The organism is Paeniglutamicibacter sp. GQ140 (assembly GCF_059759235.1).
In genome coordinates, this window is sequence record NZ_JCAXDW010000008.1 from 15,281 (window position 1) to 38,727 (window position 23,447).

The following is a 23,447-nucleotide window of genomic DNA, read 5'->3' on the forward strand; positions in this document are numbered from 1 at the left end:
GTGCCACGGGAACGAAGGAATGGGAACCATGACGCAAACGGCGGCCGAACATAATCTTCCGGAACTCGCGGTGGGAGACTTCTACTACCTTCCGACCGGCGTGGGCACCTACCGCTCCACGGTGCACGCCCAGGGCGCCTGGAATCCGCACGAGCAGCACATGGCCCCGGCCACCGGGGTGCTGGTGCACGCCCTGGAGCTTTTCGCCCCGCGGCCCGACATGCGCATGGCCCGGGTGTCGCTGGACATCCACGGCATCATCCACGGCGGGGAATTTGAGATCACCACGCGGATGATCCGCCCCGGCCGCACCATCGAACTCATCGAGGCGGAGATGGTGTCGCAGGGCCGCACCTGCATCGTCGCCCGCGGCTGGCGCCTGTTGACCCTGGACAGCTCAGCGGTGGCGGCCACCGAGGACGCCGGCGTCGTCCACCCCGAGGAACTGGTGACCTTCGAGGGCATGTCGCCATGGCCCGGCGGGTACATCGAGGGCCTGGAATTCCGCGGCGCCGACGGGCACCGGCCGGGCAAGGGCGTGGTGTGGATGCGCAACGACTTCGAAATGGTGGCCGGCACGCACACCTCCGACCTGGTCAGGCTGCTGGGGATGGTCGACACCGCCAACGGCGTGGCGCCGCGCGTGGAGCCGGGGCCCGAGTCGTGGATGTTCCCGAACGTGGACCTGCAGATCCACATGCACCGCAAGCCCGCGGGGCAGTGGCTCGGCATCGAGGCCCAGCAGACCTACGGAACCGACGGCATCGGGCTGACCAGCGCGGTGCTGCACGATGTGCACGGGCCCTTCGGGCGCAGCGAGCAGATCCTCACCGTGCGCCCGGCGCCGGCCGGACTGTAGCCGACGGGGCCCGGCCGAGGCGCTGCTCGGCCCGCCGGAATGCGGATTCGAGTTCGGCGACCGCGTGCCCGTATCCGGCCGCGGTGCTCCCGGGGCCCGGATCCGGCGGGTTGCGACGCAGTCGCTCGGCCCGGGCCAGGGCCCTTGCCAGCTCGCCCGTCTCCGGGACGCGCACGTCGTTCATCCCCGGGTTCTCGATGGCCGCGGCCGGGTCCAGCTCGTAGCGGCCCCACGCCCGGAGCACCCGGTCGTGGCGCTCCTCAAGGGCCAAGTGTTCGGCTGCCACCCGGGAGCGGGCGTCAGCCTCCGCCCGGAGGACGGCGGCGCGGCGCAGATAGCCGCAGGCGGCCAAGCCGGTGCAGGCCAGCGCCGCGAGCATGCCGGCCCCGGCCCACGGGTCCAGCAGGACGGCCCCCAGCACCAACGGTGCAAGCACGCAGAACCCGCAGAAACCGTACCAAAACCTGGCATCGGGATCCCGCTCCACGGTGGGGCCGGAGGCCATGAGCCAGGTCGTGCCGATGCCCACGGCCAGGGCAAGCAGGCCAAGTGTTGGAACCAGCATGCGCCACCTCCGGGTCACCGGCCCGGCATCGCGACCTGCCGGGCCTCCTGCTCCATTCCAGCCCGATCCGCAACGGAGGTCAAGGGGCAGGGGTGAACCGGCTCAGGCGGCGGCCAGCATCGCCTTCAGCGCCCGCTTGCCCACCGGGGCGAAGCCGGCCGCCAGGTGCCGGGCACGGATCTCGCGGTCGGCGCGGAACAGCGCGTATCCGCGCTTGAGCAGGAACGGCAGCGGCTTGCGCCGCTCCCGCACATCGCGCACGAGCCGCCGGATCGCTGTGCCCAGGGGCGAAACCTCGATGTAGTACGCCCGCACCGGAACCCCCAGGCGCTGCAGCGGGGCCAGGATCTCGGAAACGAAGATTCCCTCGGCGACCAGCGGGCCGCCGTTGAGCTCGATCCGGCGCATCGAGTCATAGCTGGAGGTGCTGATCGAATAGTTCGGGACCTCTGTCGCGCCGCTTTCGAGCAATTCGACCAGGGCGTCGACGGCCAGCGCGCAGTTCCACGTCCCGGCGTGGTCCCAGTCGATTTCGCCGTAGCCGGTCTGCGGCAGCGGCGTTTCGGGGGTGTGCTCGGAGATCTCGCGGTAGAAGTTGTCGAGTTCCACATGGGGTCGGCCGAAGCGGTGGGCCAGGTAGGACTTTCCGGATCCGGAGGCCCCTCCCAGCAAGATCAGGGGGGAATGTTGTTTCGGCACGACATCCATTATTCACTGCCGCGCATCCGGACCTAGAATCGTCCCCATGAGTCTTTGGAATCCCGATGCCGACCACCCGCTGCACGTGCGGATCGAGGATGCCTCGGGGGACCCGGAGGCCGACCTGGGGGCCGGGATCGAGCTGTTGGGTGCGGTGCGCAACGGAGAGGCGCCGGCGACGCTGCGCATCTACCGGCCCGATCCGACCCTGGCCTTCGGACAACGCGACGTGCGCCTGGCCGGCTACGCGCTGGCCGTGGCGAGGTCCCTGGAACACGGCTTTGCCCCGGTGGTTCGCAAGGCCGGGGGGCGCGCCGCCGCGTACCACCGCGGCACGGTGATTGTCGACCACGTGGAGCCCGCAGCCGAGGCCATGATGGGCCACCAGCACCGGTTCAAGGCGCTGGGCGCGCTTTATGCCGACGCCCTGCGCCGCGGAGGCATCGACGCCCGGGTGGGGGAAATCGCAGGGGAATACTGCGCCGGGGAATTCAGCGTCCACGGGGTGCCGGGTGCGGCCTCCCGGACACGGAACGAGGTGAAGCTGGTGGGCACCGCGCAGCGCGTGGTGTCCGGGGCGTGGCTGTTTTCCAGCGTGTTTGTGATAGAGGATTCGGCACCCATCCGCGCGCTGTTGGACGACGTCTACCTGGCCATGGGCATCCCGATGGATCCGGCCACGGTAGGCGCCGCCGACGACCTGCTGCCCGGCTACACAACCGAGGCGTTCATTGACGACCTGCTGGCGGAATACGCAGTGCATGCGGAGCTGGTCCGGGCGTAGCCCCGGGATTCATCGGGATCGCCTGCCCACGGCCAGGCCCGCCCAGAATGCGGCGGCGCAGGCGGCCAGGACGACGAGCAGCCAGCCGGTGATCTGCAGCGGGCCGAGAAAGAGCATCCCCGGGGCGAAGGCACCCGCGGAAAGGGGCGCATAGGCGAACCAGCCGAAGTCTGCCTTTTCTCCGCTGCCCGCGGCCAATGTCGCGACGCCCGCAACCAGCGCGAGCAGGGCAATGGTTCCGGCGAGCGCCGCCGCCCCGCGCCGGGGATGCTTCCGCGGGTGCCTGGGATCGTCCATGGGATGAGTATGCCACGTGGCAAAGCTGAAAGTGGTGGTGGGTACGGGTTTACGGGGTGCCTGCCGTTGCCGGGCCGCCGTGGGACCTGCCCCGCGGCGCGCACACGCCGTGTGCAGGGGTGTGCATTGCGCCGCGCGCCGGAGCGGGCAATACTCGTCCCTATTGCACCGAGCCTTGCCCGATCCCCGGAGGTACCTGTCATGGCCCAAACGCCGGCACCCGCCCATTGTCCGCCGCGCGCCGCGGACACCCCCGCCCTGGAGAACGGATGGAACGCCTGATGCGCGCGGCCATCCTGCGCGAACTGCCGGGGGACGGAAGCGGCAGCTATGCCCAAAGCCTGCCGCTGTCCATCGAGGAGCTGCCCACGCAGCTCCCGCGCGCCGGGGAGGTCGGCGTGGACATCGTCTACTCCTCGCTGTGCCACTCGGACCTTTCGGTCATCAACGGGTCCCGGCCCCGCCCGCTGCCCATGGCCCTGGGCCATGAGGCGGTCGGACGGATCGCCTCGCTGGGCGAGGGCGTGGGACACCTGGAAATCGGCGCCAAGGTCGTGCTGGTCTTCGTGCCAAGCTGCGGCGATTGCCGCGCCTGCGCGGCAGGGCGCCCGGCACTGTGCCACAGGGCCGCGGCGAGCAACGCCTCCGGTGACCTGCTCCATGGGCCGGCGCTGCTGCGCGGGGCCGGCGGGGAGCGGGTCAACCACCACCTGGGGGTCTCGGCCTTTGCCGACCACGCGGTCGTGGCAGCGGAATCCGTCGTGCCGGTCGATGAGGACGTGCCCGACGAGGTGGCGGCCATGTTCGGGTGCGCGGTGCTCACGGGCATCGGGGCCATTCGGCACACCGCGAAGCTGGAGGCGGGCCAGTCGGTGGTCGTCTACGGGCTGGGCGCCGTGGGGTTGGCGGCGATCATGGGCGCGGTGCTTGCCGGTGCCGGCAGCATCATTGCCATCGACCCCAACACGGCCAAGCACGAACTCGCGCTGGCGGCAGGGGCCACCGCCGCGGGCACGCCCGAACAGGCGCGGGAGCTGGTTGCGGCGGCCACCGGCGACGGGGCCGACGTGGCGATCGAGGCATCGGGCTCGGCCCGGGTGATTGGCGAGGCGCTTGAAGTGCTGACCCGCGGAGGGGCGGTGGTCTGCGTGGGACTGCCGCACCCGGAAGCCGAACTCACGGTGCCGGCGCTTTCCTTCGCCGGGGCGGGCAAGCGCCTGCTGGGCTCCTACATGGGGGACGCCCGGCCGGCGGAGGACATCGCCTTCTTCGTCGGGGCCTGGCGCGAGGGCAGGCTCCCGGTCCACCTGCTGCACAGCGACACCCGGCCGCTGGGGGAGATCAACCAGGCCCTGGACGCGCTGGCCGGGGGCAGGGTCATCCGCCGGCTGCTCAAGCCCTGAAAAGGGTGTGGGCGGCAAGGGAACGGTTTCCCGTTCACTTGCCGCCCACCCGGGGAGCTGCGCGTGCGGCTAGTGCCCGCGCTTGATCCATTCATCCAGGTTCGGGGCCTCGGCCCCGATGGTGGTGGCATCCCCGTGTCCGGTGTTCACCACGGTGGCACCGGGCAGGGTGAGCAGGCGTTCGCGGATCGAGTCGATGATCGTCTCGAAGCTCGAGTAGCTGCGCCCGGTCGCGCCCGGTCCGCCGTTGAACAGCGTGTCGCCGGAGAACAGGGTTCCCAGGGACTCGGCGTAGAAGCAGGTCGATCCGGGGGAGTGCCCGGGGGTGTGCAGGGCCACCAGGGTGGTCCCGGCAACCTCGAAGGTGTCCCCGTCCTTGATTTCCGCGTCAGCGGCGGTGCCCGGGAAGATGGCTTCCCAGAGCATCGCGTCGGCCGGGTTCAGGTGGATCGGCGCCTGGACCAGGTCGGCGAACGCGCGGGCGTAGCGGATGTGGTCGTCGTGCCCGTGGGTCAGCAGCACGGCCTTGACCGCGCGGTTGCCGACGGCTTCCTTGATCTTGGACGGCTCGTGGGCCGGGTCGATCACGAAGACCTCGTCCTCGTTCCCGATGATCCACACGTTGTTGTCCACGTCCCAGGTGCCCCCGTCCAGGGAGAAGGTGCCGGAGGTGACGAGGTTTTCGATCTGTGCCGGCATTAGAGTTCCACCACCGAGCGCAGGACCTTGCCCTCGCCCATCTTGGTGAAGGCCGCCTCCACGTCGTCGAGCCCGATGCGCTCGGAGACGAACGCGTCAAGGTCCAGTCGGCCGAGCTTGTACTGCTCGACCAGCATCGGGAAGTCGCGGGACGGCAGGCAGTCGCCGTACCAGGAGGACTTCAGCGACCCGCCGTGGCCGAAGACATCCAGCAGCGGCAGCTCCAGCTTCATCTCCGGGGTCGGGACCCCCACGAGCACCACGCGGCCGGCCAGGTCGCGGGCGTAGAACGCCTGCTTGTAGGTTTCCGGGCGGCCCACGGCCTCGATGACCACGTCGGCGCCGAAGCCGCCGGTGACGGCCTTGATGCCCTCGACGGCGTCACTGGTCTTGGAGTTCACGGTGTGCGTGGCGCCCATCTTGGTGGCCATGGCCAGCTTGTCGTCGTCGATGTCCACCGCGACGATGGTGGTGGCCCCGGCCAGCTTCGCCCCGGCGATCGCGGCGATGCCGACCCCGCCGCAACCGATGACCGCGACGGACTCGCCGCGCTTGACCTCGCCGGTGTTCATGGCCGCGCCGATGCCGGCCATGACCCCGCAGCCCAGCAGGCCCACGGCGGCCGGGTCGACGTCCTCATCGACCTTGGTGCACTGCCCGGCGGCGACCAGGGTCTTCTCGGCGAACGCGCCAATGCCCAGGGCCGGCGAAAGCTCGGTGCCGTCCTCCAGGGTCATCTTCTGCGAGGCGTTGGCGGTGTTGAAGCAGTACTGCGGGGTGCCCTTGGCGCAGGCGCGGCACTGGCCGCAGACCGCGCGCCAGTTCAGGATGACCCGGTCGCCGACCGCGACGTTGCTGACGCCCTCGCCGATCTTGGAGACCACGCCGGTGGCCTCGTGGCCCAACAGGTACGGGTAGTCGTTGCCGATGCCGCCGAGCTTGTAGTGCAGGTCGGTGTGGCAGACGCCGCAGGTGAGGATGTCAACCACTGCCTCGCCCGCGGCGGGGTCGGGAACAATGATGGTCACCGTCTCGACGGGGGCATCCTTGGCGCGGACGATTACGGCCTGGACTTTTTGTGACATGTCACTCCAATTCTTGCGGGGCGGTCGCGCACGCGCGCGACAAAAACTTTAAGGTGGAAGGGGTGCCGCCTGCCTTTCGGCAAGTGGCACCCCTCCATCCAAGCACAGCCTGACTAGACGCGCTCGAGGACTTCCTCAATCCGCGGGTTTGTTGCGGAGGTTCCGTCCGGGAAGATCAAGGTCGGGACGGTCTGGTTCCCGCCGTTGAAGGCCTCCACCAGCTCGGCGGTTCCCTCGACTTCCTCGATGTTAACCTCGGTGTAGCCGATCCCCTTGGCATCCATGAGGCGCTTGAGGTTGCGGCAGTAGCCGCACCACGAGGTGGTGAACATCGTGACAGCGCCGGCATCGGGAATGTACGGGGCAAGTTTTTCATTTTCACTCATACCTCATGTAACCACGGACGTGAGAGTCTTATTTCATGTGCGGACGATATGTGATGGCCAAGGCAATCGGCGACCTGGTGGCGGAGGCGGAGGCCGAGGCCGACGCGAACCTGGAACTGCGGCAATCCTGGAATGTTGCCCCCACCACCGACGTGCCGATCGTGCTCGAACGGCTCGTCGAGGGAACGGTGCGCCGTCAGGTTCACGTGGCCAAGTGGGGGCTGGTTCCCTCCTGGGCGAAAGACGCCGCCGTTGGCGTGCGGGCCTTCAACGCCCGCAGCGAGACGGTCATTGAGAAGCCCACGTTCCGCTCCGCCGTCAAGGCCCGGCGCTGCGCCGTGCCGGCGGAGGGCTACTACGAATGGCTCGCCGGGGACACTCCCAAGGCCAAGAAACGCCCGTTCTACGTGCATCCTGCCGACGACTCGCTGATCTTCTTTGCCGGGCTCTACGAATGGTGGAAGGACCCGGCCAAGGAGGACGGGGACCCTGAACAATGGCTGCTCTCGACCACAATCCTCACCGGCCCGTCCCCGGAGCCCGATGCGAACGTGCCGGTCCTTCGGGAACTGCACGGGCTGCACGACAGGTTGCCGCTCCCATTGGCCAAGGATTCGCTGGCCGAATGGCTGGACCCGGAAAACAGGAACGCCGACGAGCTGGTGGAGATGGTTCGCGCCGGCGCGGATGAGGTGGCATCGGGCTGGGAACTCCGCGAGGTCGATGCGGCGGTGGGCAACGTGCGCAACGACGGACCAGAGCTCATCGAGGCGCACTCGGGCCTGTTCTAGGCTTTGGCGTCCTTGAGTCCCGGCGGCAGGTGCCGCTGAAGGTGCCGCAGTCGGCGGATGGTCCTAAACTTTCTTGATCTCGGCCATCCATTCCGATTCCGTGGGTGGCCTGCGCAGGGGGTCTCGGGCGGGCCACTTGATCTTCTCGCGTGAAACCTCGAGCCTCCACGTGATGATCCAGGCCGCGATAATTGCCGTACACCGGGTTGCCAGAACCGCTGGAAGCGTCGGTTCCACTCCGAAAAATTCGAGCCACGCGCTGGTGCCGAAAAATACGGAAACTGCCAATCCGACCGCGAGACCAGTGGCCAGTCGGGAATATCCCCGGACCCGTCGCCGGGCCATGTCCAGTAGCGCATGAATGTGCTGGTTTTCTTGCTCCGTTAATCTGCGGTGTAATGCGCCCATGGATCTTTTAGCTTCGGCAAGCTCGGTTTGGAGGTCCGCGATCATCCGCGAGTCCTCGTGTTGTCTTTTCTGTGCTCGCGCGGCTGCTTGTTCGTCACGGGCCTTATGTGCCTTGGACTTCTGGGCCTTGAAGGTCGTGGTGATTGCTGCTGCAACGGCACTGGGCGTGATGAACGAAGCTGCAGCGGCCCTATCTGCCAGTGAAACGTCTTCGGCATGGCCGACCGCTGTTACCACCGGCACCTCTGCAGTCATGATGAGGTCGGCAAGTTCCCTGCTTTCGAAGGCCTGCATCCCCAACCAGTGACCGCCGCCGCGGACAAGCGCCACCAGCCCATGGCCTTCCTCCTTTGCGGCCCGGACGAGTTGGCTGAAATGCGCCAATGCGCCTTCGCGATGCCAGTTGATGCTTTGGTAATCGACGTTGCGAGGGCGGTTGTATTTGCCTTTCAATTCAAACCGCAAGTCGTTCCTCCCTTGGGAACGCTCTGGCCCGATGACCGTCACGCCTTCAAGCTTGTCGGCGGGAACGGGAAGCCCTCGGTCAGAGTTCCAATGGACCTCGTTTCGCGGAAGTCCGGCACGAGGATTGCTCGGATAGCTTCTGGCAAAATCAGCTAATCTCTGTAACTCTTCACGGTGCAATTTGCCAGTCCGACGAAACTCGGGACGGATGAGCGAAACATGAAGTTTCAGCGAATTGCGCCATATGTCGGTTTCGCCCTGCACTTTCAGACTCATGCCGTTGTCTAACGCCGCGGCTAGTGATGAACCTCGAGAACGAAGGTAACCATCAATATTGATCGCGTCAGAGTGCCGAATCTGGCAGGGGATGATGAATATCTCTTCGCTCTGGCCACGGCTCGATTCCTTGGTAACCAAGTCGAAACTCCACACGGAATTAGAGCTCTTCCAGGCGTTCTTACACTCTCCGGTCACCCAGTACCGCTGCTTGGAACAAGCAGCCTCAATCTTCCGGCTGAGGGCTCCTGCGGAGATAGTTTCTATCGGGAATCCTGTTGAACGCGTCATTGCCGGATCCTTTCACCGGGTTGCAGACATTGTTGGTTGTGAGTGTCCGATTGAGGCTAGAGCCCCGACATGTCAATTGGGCATTCCTGAACCAGTGGATCATGGCTTATCTGCAGTCCTGATGTCCTGACGATATTGCAGACGGGACAGGTCTCGCGGGCCCACGCCGACGCAGTACAGGTGCTGGACCGTCGCGGATTCGCTGACCTCTCGGCCAACCGGCTACGTGCAAATGCGTATGGCACATGCCGGGTCCCGGGAGAAGACTTGGGCGTATCGGTGCGAAGGGTACGTACCACCAACGGAAGAGGAATCGGCAAATGGGTATCAAGACTTGGGGGGGTCCGGGCCGCAGCCGCAGCCGGGGCGGTTGCGTTGCTTTCGGTCGTGGCGGCCCCGGCGGCACTGGCGCACGATTGCTTCAAGAAGCAGTGGAGTGATGCTGCCTACGCACAGCAACTGAAGCAGGACCGGTGGATCCCGCTGGATGTCATTGCGGACCGGTTCGTCATTGCGGAGATCGCCCCGGACTGCGAGGGCAAGATCGATTTCGTCCCCTACCTGGAGCCGTGGATGGAGGCCGAGGGCATCTCGCATGTGCCCCTGATTTACCTGAACACCAACATCTCCGAAAGCTCGGCTGCCGCATGGGCCAACGAAAACGGTAACTCGGTTCCGGCCCTGCTGGGTTCGGGCAAGGAGAGCCAAGCCATCGGCTACCTGGAGAACCACTTCGACGTCTTGGACCAGCTGGTCTTCGAAGCGCTGACGGACGCGGTGTCCAACGGGGTGTGCGAGCTCCAGACATAGCCGCGCACGTGATCGGCGCCGAAAGGTTGCCAGGGGGCGACCCGCTCCCGGTTGGCGCTACGGCGTTTCGTGCCTTTGGCTGCTCCAACCCGGTGGCACGTCAGTGGCCGCCGGCCATGGCCACCAGTGCGCCTCGGCTTTGCACCCCGCACTTGCCGAAAAGCGACTTGAACTGGTCCTGAACGGTGTACCTGCCGATGCCCAGCGCGCGTGCGAGCGCCGCGGTGTCCAGCCCGGTTGCCGCCAGCTCGAGCAGCCGGTATTCGCGCGGGCTCAGAGCGAAGCAGCGCGCAAAGACCGCCATGCGCTCGGCGGGCAACGCATCCTGGATGGTCACGGCGATGGGCGCCGTCCCGCCGTCGGCCGGTGAGTTCATGCGCGTTGCCGACAAGCGCGCCCACACACCTTCCCCCACATGGACCAACGCGCTGGCAGGGTGGGCGTCGACGCCGTGCTCAACGGCCAGCAACTGCGCGGCCACGTTGAGCACCTCCGCCGGGATGCCATGGTGGGGGCGGGGTCCGGGCTGCAACAGGTCCAGCCAGGCGACGGACGAAGCCGTTTGGCTGATGATTCCCAGGTCGTCGCCCAGCACCAGCACCGCCTGGGCATGGGTTTGCGTCCCCGAATCGTTTCCGACCTGGAATTGCCGCGCCGACCAGTTCCGCAGACCGGTGGTGACCGCCGGGGCCAGCGCCGAGAGCTCGTCCGCTTCCTCGCCGGTGAAGGTGCCGGCACCGGCGCCCCGCCACAAATCAAGCCAGCCCCAGACACCCCACCTGTCCGCGAAAACAATCGAGAGGATGTCGGTGATTCCGTACCGGCAGAGGACCCTCGCCCAGGATTCGCTGCGTGACAGCTCTCCGGCGGTGGCTGCGGCCAGCGAGACGGCGCGGGGCGGACTCGTCGGCAGCGATGTCCACCGGTTCAGCGCCGTGGCGTACTTGAGGCTAATCAGCAGGGGCAGTTCCTCGGTGCACGGGATGCGGGCCATCGGGGAGATGCCGACGGTGGTGAGCGGATCGGCCAGCGGCCACACCCAGGCCTCGTGCCCGACGAAACCGGCGATTTCCCGAAGCACCGCACGCCGGTATTCGTGGCTCTCGAGCCGCGCGCCATCCAGGGCGGCAATGCGCTGAACGCAGCGGCCTTGGGCCCACCTGCTTCCCATGTGACAAGTATGCGCGCACGCCTTGCACGCAGGGGGGGTGCGGAGAGACCGGGTATCCCAGAAAACTGGGATGGCGACATGCCTGGCGTCGCGCCTACGCTCAAGGCATCGGCCACGGAAACGGCCCCGAGGAAAGGAAAGCGTGATGTACACGCTCCAGATTGAACATGGCGTCAAGGACTTCGAGATGTGGAAGGGCGCATACGGCGCCGACCCGCTGGGACGCACCGGCTCCGGAGTCCTGGCCGAGCGCATCTACCGCCCCGTGGGCGACGAGCACTATGTGGTGCTGGACTTGGATTTTGCCACCCGCGGGGAAGCTGCGGAATTCCTGGAGCGGCTGCGGTCCAAGATGTGGTCCATGCCCTCGGCATCCCCCGCGCTGGCCTCCGGTCCCAAGGCCCGCATCGTGGAGCAAGTGGACGTCGCAGGTCGCGCGTAGGGTCGGGGCGGGACATCGGCCGCCCCTGCGCTACGTACCAGTGCGTATGGCGCAGGGCGGGCTTGGGCGGAAGACTGGTGCCTGTCGGCGCGAAGGGAACGCGCCACCAAACTTGGAGGAGTCTGTAATGGGTATCAGAACTTGGGGAGTGAGGGCCGCTGCGGCCACCGGGGCCGTCGCGTTGCTGTCGGTGGTGGCGGCCCCCGCGGCGCTGGCACACGAATGCTTCAAGAAGCAGTGGAGCGATGCCGCCTATGCGCAGCAGCTGCAACAGGACCGGTGGATCCCGCTGGATGTCCTGGCGAACCAGTTCATCATCGCGGAGATCGCCCCGGACTGCGCGGGCAAGGTCGACCTCGTCCCGTATCTTGAGCCATGGATGGAGGCGGAGGGCATCTCGCACGTGCCGCTGATCTACAACAACTTCAACATCTCCGAAAGCTCATTTGCCGCCTGGGCCAATGAGAGCGGGAACTCGGGACCGGGCTTGCTGGGTTCGGGCAAGGAAAGCCGTGCCATCGGCTACATCGGCAACCACATCGGCTTCCTGGATCAGATGCTGACCGAGGCGTTAATGGACGCGGTGTCCAACGGGGTGTGTGAGTTCCCGGAGTAGTCTCCGGGACGTACATCGGCACCGGCGGGCTGCTGGGGGAGCAACCCGCATTGTTGGGCGCGGAGGACCGCTGAAAGGCGGTCCACCGCGCCCAATTTGCGGTACAGGTTCTCCTGGTGCTTGTGCACGGTCCGGGGCGAGACGCAGAGCCGGGCCGCGATGCCGTTGACCGTGCAACCCTGGGCGACCAGGACCAGAACCAGCTGTTCGCGGGCCGTCAGTGGACGCCCCGGTGCCGCGGCGGGGACGGAAGGCAAGGACTCCAGCAGGCGGATGTGTGTATCCAGGCCGCGGACGATGGGCTGCAGGCACCGGGCGGTTTCCCTGTCGCGCTCGAGGTACGCGCCGTCGCTGACGAAACCGTAGGTGGCCGACTCCGGACCGGAGATATCGAGGGGCAGCGAGAGCTGGTGCGGGCTGAGGCCGAGCTGCTCGATCATGGAAGCGGCGAACTCGGAAACCGGCCAGCCGCGCTCGCCGACCTCCAACAGGGTCACCGGGGTGGGGTCGGCGGTGGTGTTGTGGTAGGCAAACATCGGGTGGTCGGTCCCGGCGCGCTCCACGGCCAGTGGCCAGGCGGGAGTGTCCAGGGCGGCATACCGCCCGAAGATCGCCACCGCCCCGATTCCACCTTTTAGGGCCAAAGGGGCACGCGCCGCCGCGAAGGCATGGAACGATTTCAACAAGGCATCGTGCAATTGTTTCCGGGCAACCCGGGGGTCGGTTTCCTGCAAGATCCCGGCTGCCGTCTCGAGCCACCGCTCCCGCAGGCGGTCGGTGCTGTCCATGCAGGCTTTCCTTCCCCAAGTTCGCTGCGACGGAAGTACGCGTTGGGGATAGGTTACGCCGCGGGGCGCCCGCGCGGGAAGGGTACGCGCGCACCTGGCGCGAAAGGGCGGGAGGCCGTCGTGCCCGCGGTGCCCCGAGGAAGCTGTCCGGTGCCAGGAAGGGTGTCCCGGGAGGGTATCCCTCTTCCTGGCACCCGCCCGTACGCTTAAGGGCATGGATAATCGGTCGGAAGTGCGCGAATTCCTGATGTCGCGGCGGGCGAAGGTCACCCCGGAGCGCGCGGGGTTGCCAACGATCGGCAACCGGAGGGTTGCCGGTTTGCGCCGCGGAGAAGTGGCAAGCCTGGCCGGGGTCAGCGTGGAGTACTACGCGAAGCTCGAACGAGGGGCGATCGCCGGGGCCTCGGCGTCGGTCCTCGACGCGGTGTCCCGGGCGTTGATGCTCACCGAGACCGAGCGCGCACACCTGTTTGACCTGGCCCGCGCCGCCGACGGCATTCCGACCTCGGGGCGCCAGCGCCGTCCGAGCTCTCCGGCCCGACCGCCGCGTGAATCCCTGCAATGGGTCTTGGACTCGCTTAAGGACTCCGTGGCCTTTGTGCGCAACGAGGTCCAGGACCTGGTGGCCGTCAACGAACTGGGCCGGGCGTTCTATTCTCCGGTGATCGGCGATGGCGGACGGGTGCCCAACCTGGCCCGGTTCCAGTTCCTGGATCCTGCGTCCCGGGATTTCTACCCCGATTGGGAGCTGTTTGCCCAGATGTGCGTGGCCATCATCCGGAACGAAGCGGGCAGGGATCCGCAGCACCGCGGCATCCAGGACCTGGTGGGCGAGCTGTCCACGCAGAGCGATACCTTCCGTACGCTGTGGGCCGCACATGACGTGCGGACCCACGGCACGGGAACCAAGCGGTTCAACCACCCGGAGGTGGGAGAGCTGCAGCTGGCCTACGAGGAGTTGGCAATCACTGCGGAGCCGGGCCTGGTTCTCCTGGTCTATACGGCGCGGCCGGACTCGGAGTCACACCAGAAACTCCAACTGCTCGGTTCATTGAACAAGACCCGACTGCTCAATCAACCCTCGCTTCGTGCAGAAAAAGGGAACTAGGAACCTTGGCACACAGAATCCTGCCCGAACCCCAGAGGCGCCATGAACGCCCCGGGCAGCCACGATCTGACACGATGCGCGCAACTTTTGCAAACACCCGGACGAAGGGAAAACATGGAACTCACCGAATTGCTGGCGGAATTGGATGCGGGGCGCACCATCACGGGGGACTCGCCGTTGCACGGCCTGATGCACCGGGTCAGCCAGGAGGCATTGCGCCTCACGGGCGAGCTCAATGGCGGGTACCGGGAACCCGAACGGGTCCGGGAGCTGCTGGCGCTGCTGATCGGCAAGCCGGTTGACGATTCCGTGACGCTTTTCCCTCCGTTCAATGCCGACTTCGGCAAGAACATCACCCTCGGGAAGCGGATCTTCATCAATGCCGGGTGCAAGTTCCAGGACCAGGGCGGGGTGTCCATCGGGGACGACACCCTCATCGGGCACAACGTGGTCATTGCCACGCTGAACCACGACCTTGCGCCGAGCCGCCGGGCGGACATGCATCCGGCCCCCGTGGCGATCGGCCGCAATGTGTGGATCGGATCCAATGCCACCATCCTGCCGGGGGTGAGGATCGGGGACGACGCCGTCGTGGCCGCCGCCTCCGTTGTCACGAAGGACGTTCCCGAAGGCGCCGTTGTCGTGGGTTCGCCGGCGCGGGTGGTGCGGACCGTGGCCGGGTAGGGACGCCCCGGTGTCGGTGCGGCCGCCATGCCGACACCGGGGCCGCGCTGATAACCTCATCCCATGAAGCCGTACGAGCTCGAGGTGCTTACGGCACTGCGCCGGGCCAAGGACATGATCGACAGGGAGTACGCCAGGCCCCTTGACGTGCCCACCATGGCGGCCAAGGCCATGATGTCCCCGGCGCATTTCTCCCGGCAGTTCAAGGTTGCCTACGGGCAGAGTCCGTACGCGTACCTGATGACCCGGCGCATCGAGCGTTCCATGGCGTTGCTGCGCGCCGGGGTGAGCGTCACCGACGCCTGCATGGAAGTGGGGTGTACCTCCCTGGGCTCCTTTAGCACGAGTTTCACTCAGATCACCGGGGAAAGCCCGAGTGCCTACCGGAACCGGGAGCATGCCGCGGTGCACGCCATGCCTGCCTGCATCGCCAAGTCCGTCACCCGGCCAAAAAGCGCCAAGGCGCCGCGTTTCTAGGTGCCCGGCGCTCGCCGCGGGGCAGGTGCGCCGCGCGGTGCCGAGCGAACCCCGGCGGAGGACATCGAGCAGGATCCAAGAAGCGCGCCCGGGCAGCGGGTGCCTATGGTGGAGCCATGGACATTTCACTGCAGTACTCGCACATCACCGTCAACGACGTCGACGAGGCCATCGGGTTCTACCGCGACGGGCTGGGCCTGAAGGTGGAGAACGACGTGGCCTCGGGGGAACACCGCTGGGTCACCCTGGGCACGGACACGCAGCCGGGGCTGGGCATCGTGCTCTCGGACCCGCATGCCGGACGCTCGGAGGCCGACGGTGATGCGGTGCAGGAGTTGCTCACCAAGGGCGTGCTGCCCATGACGGTCTTCAGCACCAACGACCTGGACGGGCTTTTTGAGCAGGTCCGCGCCACCGGGGCCGAGGTCCTCCAGGAGCCCATCGACCAGCCGTGGGGCCCCAGGGACTGCGCCTTCAGGGATCCCTCGGGCAACATGATCCGCCTCAACCAGCGCTAGGAGCATCCCGGCATTCGAGACCAGGCAGGCCGGGCACCGCCGTGGTGGCGGTGCCCGGCCTGTGGTCGTGGGCTGTGCGGCTACCGGATCGGCGGGTACGGACCGATGGGCTCGGGCTCGATCGGCGGATAGGGCGGCTCCGGATCAGGCGGATGGGGATGGTCCGGATGAGGCGGGCGGGGAACGGGGCCCGGGTCCGGTGGCGGATCGTTCGGCGGAACAGGCGGAACGTGGCCGGGCTCGGGAGGCTGTGGGATGGTCATGGTCACTCACTTTCTTCCGATAGTGGATGCAAGGCCAGTGTAGGGCGCGCGCCGGTGGTGTCGGAACCCCGGTACCCCGAGCGCCGTGGATCATCACCGAGTCCGGGCAAATGCGCGTCGGCGGTCGTGCAGCACCAACAGGATGGCCAACCCCGTCAGCACACCCGCCACGATGCCTGCCTCTGCGGCCAGCACGCGCGCCACCGGATATTCGGGAGCGGGCCTCGCGTCGACGCGGGTGGCGGACAAGCTGCTGAAGAGGCTTTGGGCAAAGAGGACCGAGGAGGAGATCCACGCCGTCGCCATGGGCGGCAGGAACCTGCGCGACCCCCGGCGGGTGGCAAGCACCAGCACGCCCCATGCCCCGGCGAGCGCCCATGCGCCCGTGCTGAATGAGATCAGGTGCCACCACACATCGCGTTCTGCGAGCAGGATTGGGTCGATGCCCAGTGTTCCACTCACCGACCAGTACACCTTGGTGGCGCCGAGCAGTACGCAGCCCGCAGCGGCGAATCCGGCGAGGCCGATTTGCAGCTGGCTTGTGCTTCCCGGCAACCCCGGGTGGCCAAGCGGACCCCCGAGCGCTTCCGGCCACCGCGCCTTGGCGTATCCGGCCAGGCAGGCCGGCAGTCCGAGGCCCGTCCCGACCAGGGACACCATGACAAGCAATTGCTCCCAAGCCCAGACATCGGCGGCGCCGGCGGCTTGGTCCCGGGCCATGGCCGCCGGTCCGAGCACCGGCGCCAGCAAGGCGGCCGGAACCACCAAGCCGGTTCCCACCCAGACGGGCAGTGCCACCAGTGGCGCGGGCAGCCGTTCGCCCCAGGGCCTGCAGAACGCCATGGCCAGGACGATGGCGGTCGCTGCGAGCAGCACTGTGGCGGCGTTGACCATCCGCCAGCCCACCTCACCCATGTGTTCGGCCGGAAGGAAGATGCCCAGGGTCCAGGCGATCTTGATCAGCAGGTAGGGCATCAGCACGATGGCGACGCCGTAGCCGGTGATGCGCCGGAATGCCAGCAGCGGCGCGTGGGGGAACGCTGTATCGGTGTGCATGACCTTCAAGTTACCGAGTGCCCGGCCGTGACGGATCCCCCGGGGGAGCGATTCGGATCCCCCTTCCGAGGGAGGCGGAGGGCGCGGGCGTCGTGTCAGACTGGGTGGCATGAGGATCCTGTGGCGGCGGTGGTTGTTCCTGGTGGTCGGAGGGGCGTTGTTTACGCCGTACGCCATCCTCGCGGGCGTGGCGGTTCCCCTGGCTGCACCGGCACTGAAACCGGGAATCGACGGTGCGTTCGTCGCCGCGTTCATGGCGGTCATTCTCCTCGCCATTGCTGCAACCTCCCTTCTGCCGGTTGTCAGGACGCTTGAGGGTGCCCTGGTGCCGGTGTTGCTCGGCGGTGCGGCATCCTCCCTGGTGGTCACGCCGGCCCTCACCTGGGAAGAGCGGGGGCGGACGGCGGCCTGGTACCTGCTGCACACGATTTTCGGCGCGGTCATTTCGCTGGCCTCCGTTCTTGTCCCGACGACTGCCATGCTGCTGCTGTCGTCGTGGATCCGCGGTGACGCCGTGGTCCCGGCGGGTGATCGCGAGGTCTCGGTTCCCGATTCCTGGGCGCCGTTCCTGGCGCTCGGCATGGTGGTGTTGCTGCTGGCCGCCATCCGGGGTTCCGGCGCGGCGGCGGCGTGGCTGTCACCGCGGCTGCTCGGGCCGGGCCCGGCGGCACGAATCGCGGAGCTGGAACGGCGGAGCGCAGAGCTCACCGAACGCAACCGGCTGGCCCGCGAGCTGCACGATTCCATCGGGCACGCGCTGACGGTGACCACCCTCCAGGCCGGCGCCGCCCGCACGGTGCTGCACACCGACCCCGGCTTCGTCGAGCGGGCACTGCTGGCGATCGAGGAAACGGGCAGGTCGGCGGCCGCCGACCTCGATGGCTTCCTGGGGCTCCTGCGCGAGGACGACGACGCGCGTGCTGCGCAGCCGGGCCTGGGGGATGTCCAGGCGCTCGTTGCCTCGCACCGCAAGGCAGGTCTTCCCGTCACGCTGGGCATCGAGGGGGACCTCACCGCCGTTCCGCCGGTGATCGGGCGCGAGGTCTACCGGATCATCCAGGAGGGGCTGACCAATGTGCAGCGGCACGGTGGAGCGGTGCCGACCGAGGTCAGCCTGGCCGTTGACGGCGATGAGCTGGTCGCCCAGGTGCGCAACCTGGCCGGCCGCGGGCCGGGCGCACCCCGGGGACGGAGTGGCGGCCATGGCCTGGACGGGATCCGCGAGCGCGTTCAGCTACTGGGCGGGCGGGTCGAGGCAGGGGCGACCGGGCACGGCTGGTTGTTGCTGGCTATCGTGCCGGCGGGGACCCCGCGATGATCACGGTCCTGCTGGTCGACGACGAACCCCTGGTGCGCAGCGGACTGCGTGCGGTGCTCGCCGGCGCCGGGGACATCGAGGTGGTGGGCGAGGCCGCCGACGGGGCCGAGGTGCCGGGGTTGGTGGCGCGATTGCACCCGTCCATGGTGCTGATGGACGTGCGGATGCCCGGGATCGACGGGATCTCGGCGACCCGGCAGCTGATGGCGGCAGCGGAACCGCCCAGGGTGCTGGTGGTGACGACGTTTGAAAACGACGAATACGTCTACGCGGCGCTGCGCGCCGGTGCCAGCGGCTTCCTGCTCAAGCGAGCCCGGCCGGAGGAAATCGTGCAAGCGGTGCGCACCGTCGCCGCGGGGGATTCGTTGCTGTTTCCGGCCGCGATCCGGTCGCTGGCGCACTCATTCGGCGACGGCGAGGAGGCTGCGTCCATCAAGCGGCTGAGCGGGCGCGAGCGGGAGGTGCTGCGGCTGATGGCCCGGGGGATGTCAAACGCCGAGATCGCCGGTGAACTCTTCGTTGCCGTGGAGACCGTCAAGACCCACGTCGGCTCCGTCCTGGGCAAGCTCGGGGCCCGCGACCGCACCCAGGCCGTGATCCGCGCCTACGAGTCCGGATTCGTCGCCTCGTCCCCGCATTGAGCGCCGGCACGTCTCCCCGGGGGGAACGCCTAGCCGACGGCCTCGCCGACCTCCAGTGGCCGGGCCGGTTTTCCCTTTCTCGGGGCTTGGATCGCTGTCCCGGCCCCGAGGTAGGTACGGTCCCGGTACCCGGTGGGGCTCACCCCGAATCTTCTCTTGAAAGCCGTGCTCAAGGCGAAGGGGCTGCCGTAGCCGACCTTGGCTGCGATCTGCGTGGTGGTCAGCCGGGGGTCGGCGAGCAGTTCGCTGGCCAGCAGCATCCGCCAGTTCGCCAAGTACGTCATGGGTGGTTCGCCGACGCCGGCGCGAAACCTGCCGGCAAGGGTCGCCCGCGACACGTTCAGGCGCTGCGCCAGGGAATCAAGGCTCCAGGCCTCGGCGGGGGACTCGTGAAAAAACGTCAGCGTCCGGGCGATGAGCGGATCCGTGCCACCGGCGAGCCAGCCGCGGGCGGTGTCGGGATGGAGCGCCACCCAGGCGCGGATCGAGTGGACGAGAAGCACATCGAGCAGCCGGTCGATGGTACTGCCTTGCCCCGGTGCGTCGCTGATGATTTCGCCCTCGAGGAATCCCATGAGCGACGGGTTGACTTCGCCGGCCGGGACCACCGCGATGCGGGGCAGTGCGGTCGTGACGGCCGCGCCGATCTCGGCGTCGGTTTCGTAGGTGCCGATCAGCATCGTGGTCTGCCCGGCGGCGGCGTTGCCCCAGGTGCGTATTCCGTGGGTCATGCTCGTTTGGAGATCGGTCCCCGACGGGGAGGTGCACCGCTGGCCGGGATGAATGACCACATCCGGGGCGCGGGATGGATCATCCGATACGGTGTAGGGCTCCGGGCCGCGGACGATTGCCACGTCCCCCTGCCGCAACCCGAATCGTTCATCCCCGGCTTCCAGCCAGGCGTTGCCGGACATCATGGCCATTAGCGTCAGGGGAGCCCGGTCCTGCACCTTGATGGACCAGTTCGGGTCCATGACCACGCGGAGGGCGAAGGCGCGGCGGGCACGGGGGCCGTCGAGCAGGTGGGTGAGTGGATCCATACGCCCACTCTAGACGATCGCGTATGGATGTTCACCGTAGGACTATTCAAAGTGTAAACCGGGTGCGGTTGACTGGTGCCATGACCCATACAAATGTGCTTGTTCTTGGCGGTACCGGTCGCACCGGCCGCCGCATCGTCCGCCGTCTTCGGGACCGCGGCATCCCGAACCGAGTCGCCTCGAGGCGCGGAAGCAGTCCGTTCCGCTGGGAGGACCGCTCGACCTGGGACGCAGCGCTGCGGGGGGCCTCGGCCGCCTACCTCTGCTATTCGCCGGACCTGGCCTTTCCCGGCGTGGCCGAGCTGATCGGGGAATTCGCCCAACGGGCACGAAGCCTGGAGGTGAATCGCCTGGTGTTGCTCTCGGGCCGCGGGGAGGAGGGCGCCCGCGCGAGCGAGAAGGCCGTACAGGAAACGGCGGCCGAGTGGACGATCATCCGCTCGTCGTGGTTCGCGCAGAACTTCAGCGAACACTTCCTCCTCGGTCCCGTCCTGCGCGGACGGCTGGTGCTCCCGGCGGGCGATGTCAGCGAACCCTTCATCGACCTCGAGGACCTGGCCGAGGTCGCGACCGACGCGCTCGCCGGCGACGGGCATTTCAACACCGTCCACGAGGTGACAGGTCCGCGCCTGTTGTCCATGCACGAGGTGGCGGCCGGGATCTCCGAAGCCGTGGGACGGGATGTCGAATACGTGCCCAGCACGGCCGCGGAGTTCGTGGCCGACGTCGCCCGTGACGGCGTGCCGCACGATGAGGCCCTGCCGCTGGCCGAACTCTTCGAATCGATCCTCGACGGGCGCAATGCCTCCATCACGACGGACCTGGAATCCGCCCTGGGGCGACCGGCGACCGACTTCACCGACTATGCCCGGCGCGCTGCCGCGAGCGGCGCCTGGAATCCGCGCACCGAGTCCCGCCCGTGAGCGGCGCAATCCTGACCGCCGCCACCATCGCGTCCGCCGCCGGCGCAGGTGTCTCCGGCGGGGTGTATCTCGCTTTCTCGGCCATCGTCATGCCCGCGCTGCGCGGACTTCCCGCCGGCCAGCGAGTCGCCTCGATGCAGCTCGTCAACGCCAATGCGGTCCGGCTGCCCTTCATGACGGTCTTTTTCGGGGGCGCCGCGGCCTCGGTTGCCCTGGTCGTTGCCGAGCTCGGCTCCGAGACGGCCGCACCGGGGGCGGCACAGCGCCTCGTGGGTGCTGGCTTTCACTCGCCGCCTTCGGCATCACCATCGTGCGCAACGTCCCGCTGAACAACGACCTGGCCCGGATCGCGCCCGGCACGGCGGACGCCGCGGCGCCATGGGCGGCGTTTGACCGGGGATGGAGCCGGGCCAACCATGTGCGGGCGGCCGCCTCGATCGGGGCGGCGCTCGTGCTCCTGGATGCGCTCGCCAGGCCGGCGTGAGGAGCGAGGATCCTGCCCCCGAAATGGAACCCGGAGGACCGGAAATTTCGATCCTGCCCACGACTCTTTTCCCGTGGTGCGGACGTAAAATGAGAGGGCCGAAATTCCACCAAGGATGGTCCCCATGTCCCTCGCAAACAGCCCACTGACCACCATCATTCCCGTGACCAACGCGGATCGGTCGCGGAAATTCTACGAAGACTCGCTGGGTCTTCCGTTCCGGGAGAAGGCCCCGGACGGAAACCTGGTTTTCACCCTTGACGGATCGGGCTCGCTCGCCCTGATGACCGACCCCGAGGCAAGGCCCTCCCCGCACACCGCGGCAAGCTTCGAGGTCAATGACATCTCCGCTGTCATTGGCGAACTCGACGGCCGCGGCGTGGTTTTCGAGGACTACGACCTGCCGGACCTGAAGACCGTTGACCATATTTGTGTCCTCGGTTCGGAAAGGGCCGCCTGGTTCAAGGACCCCGACGGCAATATCCTGTGCCTGCACGAGGACACCGCCTAGATCTCCGCAATGGCCACCGCGCCCCTGCCCTCCGTGGGACGGCAGGGGCGGGTTTCCTCAGGTCGCGCACTGGAAGCGAAGTTCGTGCCCGTCGGGATCCTTCACATGGGGCAACACCCAGCCGATGGCCCCGGGATGGACGCCGGGATGGCGCTCCCCCAGGGCAGTCAACCTGGAGGCAAGCTTCTCCAGGGCCTTGCGGTTGGGCGCTCCGAAGGCAAAGTAGTCGAAGCCGGCGAGCGCGGCGGCCCGCTCCGGATCGAGCCACAGGCCAAGCGCCGGGCCACCCCGGGGATGGCTCATCAGCAGCCCGATGATGTTTTCGCCGTCGCGGAATTCCATGACCCGTTCATAGCCCAGGCGGCTCTGATACCAGGCGCGGCTGCGTTCCAGGTCCGTTACCGGAAGCTTCACGTGGTGGACGCCGTCAAGTTCGGGAACCTCGGAATTCATGTGCTTCCCCTTTCGCGGTCGGGCAATTTCAACAATATGTCCGCCGGAGGCAAAAGCACAGGGTGCGCCCGCGCAGGCGATCTGCCGGAAGGATGGCAGGATGTCGTTATCAACGAGAAGTCACCGGGGCTGCTTGGCATGAAGGGGGAGAACCATCAAGGATGAGATACGCGGCGCGGTCGACGCCGCCGAACAGGCATCGAATTCCCGGACCTTTGTGGCGATCGCGCGGGCAGGCTTCGTGGTCAGCGGCGTCTTGCACGTGCTGATCGGGGTCATTGCCTTCCAGCTCGCCTTCGGGGAATCCGGGGAGGCGGACCAGGGCGGGGCGATTTCGCAGCTCGCGGCCCAGCCCGCGGGGTACGCCCTGATCTGGATCGGTGCGTGCGCATGCCTCGCGCTGGGATTGTGGGAGGCCAGCGGGGTGGTGTTCGGATACCGGCATGCGCCGGCCAGGAAGCGGCTGGGCAGGAAACTGGCGGCCGCCGGGCGGGCAATCGTGTTCTTCGCCCTGGCCGCGAGCTTCGCCTCCTTTGCACTGGGCAACCGCAAGGACAGCGGTGAATCCACCAGCGATGCCTCGGCCCAGGTCATGCAGATGCCCGGTGGCCCGCTGCTCCTGGTGGCCGTAGGCGCAGGCATTGCGATTGCCGGCATCGTCTTCGCCGCCAAGGGCGTGATGAGGTCCTTCACCAAGCAGCTGGACCTGCCCGCGGCGCGTTTTCCGCGCCAGGCCGCCGTCGTCCTGGGCGCTGTTGGCTACGTGGCCAAGGGCATCGCCCTCTTCCTGCTGGGGCTGCTTTTCATCGTAGCCACGCTGCAGGCGAATCCGGAGGAGTCCACGGGCCTGGACGGTGCGCTCAAGTCGGTGCGTGCCCAACCCTTCGGACCCTATGCACTTGCCTTCATCGGCATCGGGCTGGGGTGCTACGGGGCCTACCTGGTCTTCAAGTCGCGCCTGGCGAAGATGGACTGAGGCCCTGTCCCGGCAGGCGGCGGGGACATGCCCCGCCCCCGGGCGATGCTGTGGAAACCCGGCGAAAGGCGATAGCGTGGGCCACATGAGTGCAGATACGCCGAACCCAGCTGAAAATGAAGAGTTTGAGAACAACCTGACACCCAACAGTTTGAGAACA

At 67.5% G+C, this 23,447-nt stretch carries 30 protein-coding genes; 18 read left to right on the forward strand and 12 right to left on the reverse strand.

Annotated features, from left to right (window positions below; all coding sequences use genetic code 11):
* Positions 1 to 28: 28 nt before the first annotated feature.
* Positions 29 to 859, forward strand: coding sequence for a thioesterase family protein (locus tag AC6CHY_RS12395; protein ID WP_498226911.1), 831 nt, complete (start codon positions 29 to 31; stop codon positions 857 to 859).
* Here AC6CHY_RS12395 and AC6CHY_RS12400 read toward each other — a convergent pair.
* On the reverse strand, positions 828 to 1,424 hold the full coding sequence (locus tag AC6CHY_RS12400; protein ID WP_217387840.1) for a hypothetical protein: 597 nt from the start codon (positions 1,422 to 1,424) through the stop codon (positions 828 to 830). The genes AC6CHY_RS12395 and AC6CHY_RS12400 overlap by 32 nt on opposite strands.
* A gap of 102 nt (positions 1,425 to 1,526) precedes the next feature.
* Positions 1,527 to 2,132 (reverse strand): uridine kinase family protein, encoded by a 606-nt coding sequence (locus AC6CHY_RS12405; RefSeq protein ID WP_498226912.1) that lies wholly within the window; start codon positions 2,130 to 2,132, stop codon positions 1,527 to 1,529.
* Positions 2,133 to 2,169: 37 nt separating this feature from the next.
* Here AC6CHY_RS12405 and AC6CHY_RS12410 point away from each other — a divergent pair, with 37 nt between their 5' ends.
* Positions 2,170 to 2,907: a lipoate--protein ligase family protein gene (locus AC6CHY_RS12410; protein WP_498226914.1), complete on the forward strand. Its 738-nt coding sequence runs from the start codon at positions 2,170 to 2,172 to the stop codon at positions 2,905 to 2,907.
* A gap of 9 nt (positions 2,908 to 2,916) precedes the next feature.
* On the opposite strand, the gene AC6CHY_RS12415 is transcribed toward AC6CHY_RS12410, so the two are convergent.
* A complete protein-coding gene (locus AC6CHY_RS12415; protein WP_217387843.1) occupies positions 2,917 to 3,204 on the reverse strand; it encodes a hypothetical protein in 288 nt (95 codons plus the stop codon).
* A 281-nt stretch (positions 3,205 to 3,485) separates the two neighbouring features.
* Here AC6CHY_RS12415 and AC6CHY_RS12420 point away from each other — a divergent pair, with 281 nt between their 5' ends.
* Entirely contained in the window at positions 3,486 to 4,607 is a 1,122-nt protein-coding gene (locus AC6CHY_RS12420) for a zinc-binding dehydrogenase (RefSeq protein ID WP_217388270.1), read from the forward strand.
* Positions 4,608 to 4,676: 69 nt separating this feature from the next.
* Here the strand turns inward: AC6CHY_RS12420 and AC6CHY_RS12425 are convergent, their stop codons facing one another.
* From AC6CHY_RS12425 to AC6CHY_RS12435, 3 genes are all read right to left on the reverse strand, one after another.
* Positions 4,677 to 5,306: an MBL fold metallo-hydrolase gene (locus AC6CHY_RS12425; protein WP_498226915.1), complete on the reverse strand. Its 630-nt coding sequence runs from the start codon at positions 5,304 to 5,306 to the stop codon at positions 4,677 to 4,679.
* Positions 5,306 to 6,391, reverse strand: coding sequence for an S-(hydroxymethyl)mycothiol dehydrogenase (locus tag AC6CHY_RS12430; RefSeq protein ID WP_498226917.1), 1,086 nt, complete (start codon positions 6,389 to 6,391; stop codon positions 5,306 to 5,308). The genes AC6CHY_RS12425 and AC6CHY_RS12430 overlap by 1 nt, the downstream gene beginning before the upstream one ends.
* Positions 6,392 to 6,504: 113 nt before the next feature.
* Entirely contained in the window at positions 6,505 to 6,777 is a 273-nt protein-coding gene (locus AC6CHY_RS12435; protein WP_498226918.1) for a glutaredoxin domain-containing protein, read from the reverse strand.
* A gap of 35 nt (positions 6,778 to 6,812) precedes the next feature.
* Between AC6CHY_RS12435 and AC6CHY_RS12440 the strand changes: the two genes are divergently transcribed.
* On the forward strand, positions 6,813 to 7,568 hold the full coding sequence (locus AC6CHY_RS12440; RefSeq protein WP_498226919.1) for an SOS response-associated peptidase: 756 nt from the start codon (positions 6,813 to 6,815) through the stop codon (positions 7,566 to 7,568).
* A gap of 63 nt (positions 7,569 to 7,631) precedes the next feature.
* Here AC6CHY_RS12440 and AC6CHY_RS12445 read toward each other — a convergent pair whose 3' ends face one another.
* A complete protein-coding gene (locus AC6CHY_RS12445) occupies positions 7,632 to 9,008 on the reverse strand; it encodes an exodeoxyribonuclease VII large subunit (protein ID WP_498226920.1) in 1,377 nt (458 codons plus the stop codon).
* A gap of 387 nt (positions 9,009 to 9,395) precedes the next feature.
* Between AC6CHY_RS12445 and AC6CHY_RS12450 the strand changes: the two genes are divergently transcribed.
* Positions 9,396 to 9,818: a hypothetical protein gene (locus AC6CHY_RS12450; protein ID WP_498226921.1), complete on the forward strand. Its 423-nt coding sequence runs from the start codon at positions 9,396 to 9,398 to the stop codon at positions 9,816 to 9,818.
* Positions 9,819 to 9,918: 100 nt separating this feature from the next.
* Here the strand turns inward: AC6CHY_RS12450 and AC6CHY_RS12455 are convergent, their stop codons facing one another.
* The gene (locus AC6CHY_RS12455; RefSeq protein WP_498226922.1) at positions 9,919 to 10,989 is read right to left on the reverse strand and encodes a helix-turn-helix transcriptional regulator; all 1,071 of its coding nucleotides are present in this window, start codon (positions 10,987 to 10,989) and stop codon (positions 9,919 to 9,921) included.
* A 145-nt stretch (positions 10,990 to 11,134) separates the two neighbouring features.
* Between AC6CHY_RS12455 and AC6CHY_RS12460 the strand changes: the two genes are divergently transcribed.
* Both AC6CHY_RS12460 and AC6CHY_RS12465 read left to right on the forward strand, forming a co-directional pair.
* Complete coding sequence (locus tag AC6CHY_RS12460) at positions 11,135 to 11,431, forward strand: hypothetical protein (RefSeq protein ID WP_498226923.1); 297 nt, start codon at positions 11,135 to 11,137, stop codon at positions 11,429 to 11,431.
* Between the two features lie 127 nt (positions 11,432 to 11,558).
* The gene (locus AC6CHY_RS12465) at positions 11,559 to 12,047 is read left to right on the forward strand and encodes a hypothetical protein (protein ID WP_217387851.1); all 489 of its coding nucleotides are present in this window, start codon (positions 11,559 to 11,561) and stop codon (positions 12,045 to 12,047) included.
* Here AC6CHY_RS12465 and AC6CHY_RS12470 read toward each other — a convergent pair.
* Positions 11,984 to 12,835, reverse strand: coding sequence for a helix-turn-helix transcriptional regulator (locus AC6CHY_RS12470; protein ID WP_217387852.1), 852 nt, complete (start codon positions 12,833 to 12,835; stop codon positions 11,984 to 11,986). The two genes, AC6CHY_RS12465 and AC6CHY_RS12470, sit on opposite strands and share 64 nt — an antisense overlap.
* Before the next feature lie 214 nt (positions 12,836 to 13,049).
* Here AC6CHY_RS12470 and AC6CHY_RS12475 point away from each other — a divergent pair, with 214 nt between their 5' ends.
* From AC6CHY_RS12475 to AC6CHY_RS12490, 4 genes are all read left to right on the forward strand, one after another.
* A complete protein-coding gene (locus AC6CHY_RS12475) occupies positions 13,050 to 13,943 on the forward strand; it encodes a helix-turn-helix transcriptional regulator (RefSeq protein WP_498226924.1) in 894 nt (297 codons plus the stop codon).
* Between the two features lie 114 nt (positions 13,944 to 14,057).
* Entirely contained in the window at positions 14,058 to 14,627 is a 570-nt protein-coding gene (locus AC6CHY_RS12480) for a DapH/DapD/GlmU-related protein (RefSeq protein WP_217387854.1), read from the forward strand.
* 63 nt (positions 14,628 to 14,690) lie between these two features.
* On the forward strand, positions 14,691 to 15,104 hold the full coding sequence (locus AC6CHY_RS12485) for a helix-turn-helix transcriptional regulator (protein ID WP_498226925.1): 414 nt from the start codon (positions 14,691 to 14,693) through the stop codon (positions 15,102 to 15,104).
* 116 nt (positions 15,105 to 15,220) lie between these two features.
* Positions 15,221 to 15,622 (forward strand): VOC family protein, encoded by a 402-nt coding sequence (locus tag AC6CHY_RS12490; protein ID WP_498226926.1) that lies wholly within the window; start codon positions 15,221 to 15,223, stop codon positions 15,620 to 15,622.
* A 356-nt stretch (positions 15,623 to 15,978) separates the two neighbouring features.
* Here the strand turns inward: AC6CHY_RS12490 and AC6CHY_RS12495 are convergent, their stop codons facing one another.
* The gene (locus tag AC6CHY_RS12495; RefSeq protein WP_498226927.1) at positions 15,979 to 16,941 is read right to left on the reverse strand and encodes a hypothetical protein; all 963 of its coding nucleotides are present in this window, start codon (positions 16,939 to 16,941) and stop codon (positions 15,979 to 15,981) included.
* Between the two features lie 109 nt (positions 16,942 to 17,050).
* Between AC6CHY_RS12495 and AC6CHY_RS12500 the strand changes: the two genes are divergently transcribed.
* Together AC6CHY_RS12500 and AC6CHY_RS12505 are read left to right on the forward strand one after the other, a co-directional pair.
* Positions 17,051 to 18,259 (forward strand): sensor histidine kinase, encoded by a 1,209-nt coding sequence (locus AC6CHY_RS12500; RefSeq protein ID WP_217387858.1) that lies wholly within the window; start codon positions 17,051 to 17,053, stop codon positions 18,257 to 18,259.
* On the forward strand, positions 18,256 to 18,900 hold the full coding sequence (locus tag AC6CHY_RS12505) for a response regulator (RefSeq protein WP_217387859.1): 645 nt from the start codon (positions 18,256 to 18,258) through the stop codon (positions 18,898 to 18,900). The genes AC6CHY_RS12500 and AC6CHY_RS12505 overlap by 4 nt, the downstream gene beginning before the upstream one ends.
* 29 nt (positions 18,901 to 18,929) lie before the next feature.
* Here the strand turns inward: AC6CHY_RS12505 and AC6CHY_RS12510 are convergent, their stop codons facing one another.
* The gene (locus tag AC6CHY_RS12510) at positions 18,930 to 19,940 is read right to left on the reverse strand and encodes an AraC family transcriptional regulator (protein WP_217387860.1); all 1,011 of its coding nucleotides are present in this window, start codon (positions 19,938 to 19,940) and stop codon (positions 18,930 to 18,932) included.
* An 80-nt stretch (positions 19,941 to 20,020) separates the two neighbouring features.
* Between AC6CHY_RS12510 and AC6CHY_RS12515 the strand changes: the two genes are divergently transcribed.
* The 4 genes from AC6CHY_RS12515 (at position 20,021) to AC6CHY_RS12530 (ending at position 21,858) form a co-directional block, all read left to right on the forward strand.
* Positions 20,021 to 20,863, forward strand: a complete 843-nt coding sequence (locus tag AC6CHY_RS12515; protein WP_217387861.1) for a Rossmann-fold NAD(P)-binding domain-containing protein — start codon at positions 20,021 to 20,023, stop codon at positions 20,861 to 20,863.
* A complete protein-coding gene (locus tag AC6CHY_RS12520) occupies positions 20,860 to 21,192 on the forward strand; it encodes an anthrone oxygenase family protein (protein ID WP_217387862.1) in 333 nt (110 codons plus the stop codon). The genes AC6CHY_RS12515 and AC6CHY_RS12520 overlap by 4 nt, the downstream gene beginning before the upstream one ends.
* Positions 21,174 to 21,347, forward strand: a complete 174-nt coding sequence (locus AC6CHY_RS12525) for an anthrone oxygenase family protein (protein ID WP_217387863.1) — start codon at positions 21,174 to 21,176, stop codon at positions 21,345 to 21,347. Before AC6CHY_RS12520 ends, AC6CHY_RS12525 begins: the two co-directional genes overlap by 19 nt.
* Before the next feature lie 124 nt (positions 21,348 to 21,471).
* The gene (locus tag AC6CHY_RS12530) at positions 21,472 to 21,858 is read left to right on the forward strand and encodes a VOC family protein (protein ID WP_217387864.1); all 387 of its coding nucleotides are present in this window, start codon (positions 21,472 to 21,474) and stop codon (positions 21,856 to 21,858) included.
* Positions 21,859 to 21,915: 57 nt separating this feature from the next.
* On the opposite strand, the gene AC6CHY_RS12535 is transcribed toward AC6CHY_RS12530, so the two are convergent.
* Positions 21,916 to 22,311, reverse strand: coding sequence for a VOC family protein (locus AC6CHY_RS12535; protein ID WP_217387865.1), 396 nt, complete (start codon positions 22,309 to 22,311; stop codon positions 21,916 to 21,918).
* Positions 22,312 to 22,528: 217 nt separating this feature from the next.
* On the opposite strand from AC6CHY_RS12535, the gene AC6CHY_RS12540 reads away from it, so the two are divergent.
* Positions 22,529 to 23,287 (forward strand): DUF1206 domain-containing protein, encoded by a 759-nt coding sequence (locus tag AC6CHY_RS12540; protein WP_498226929.1) that lies wholly within the window; start codon positions 22,529 to 22,531, stop codon positions 23,285 to 23,287.
* Positions 23,288 to 23,447 lie beyond the last annotated feature (160 nt).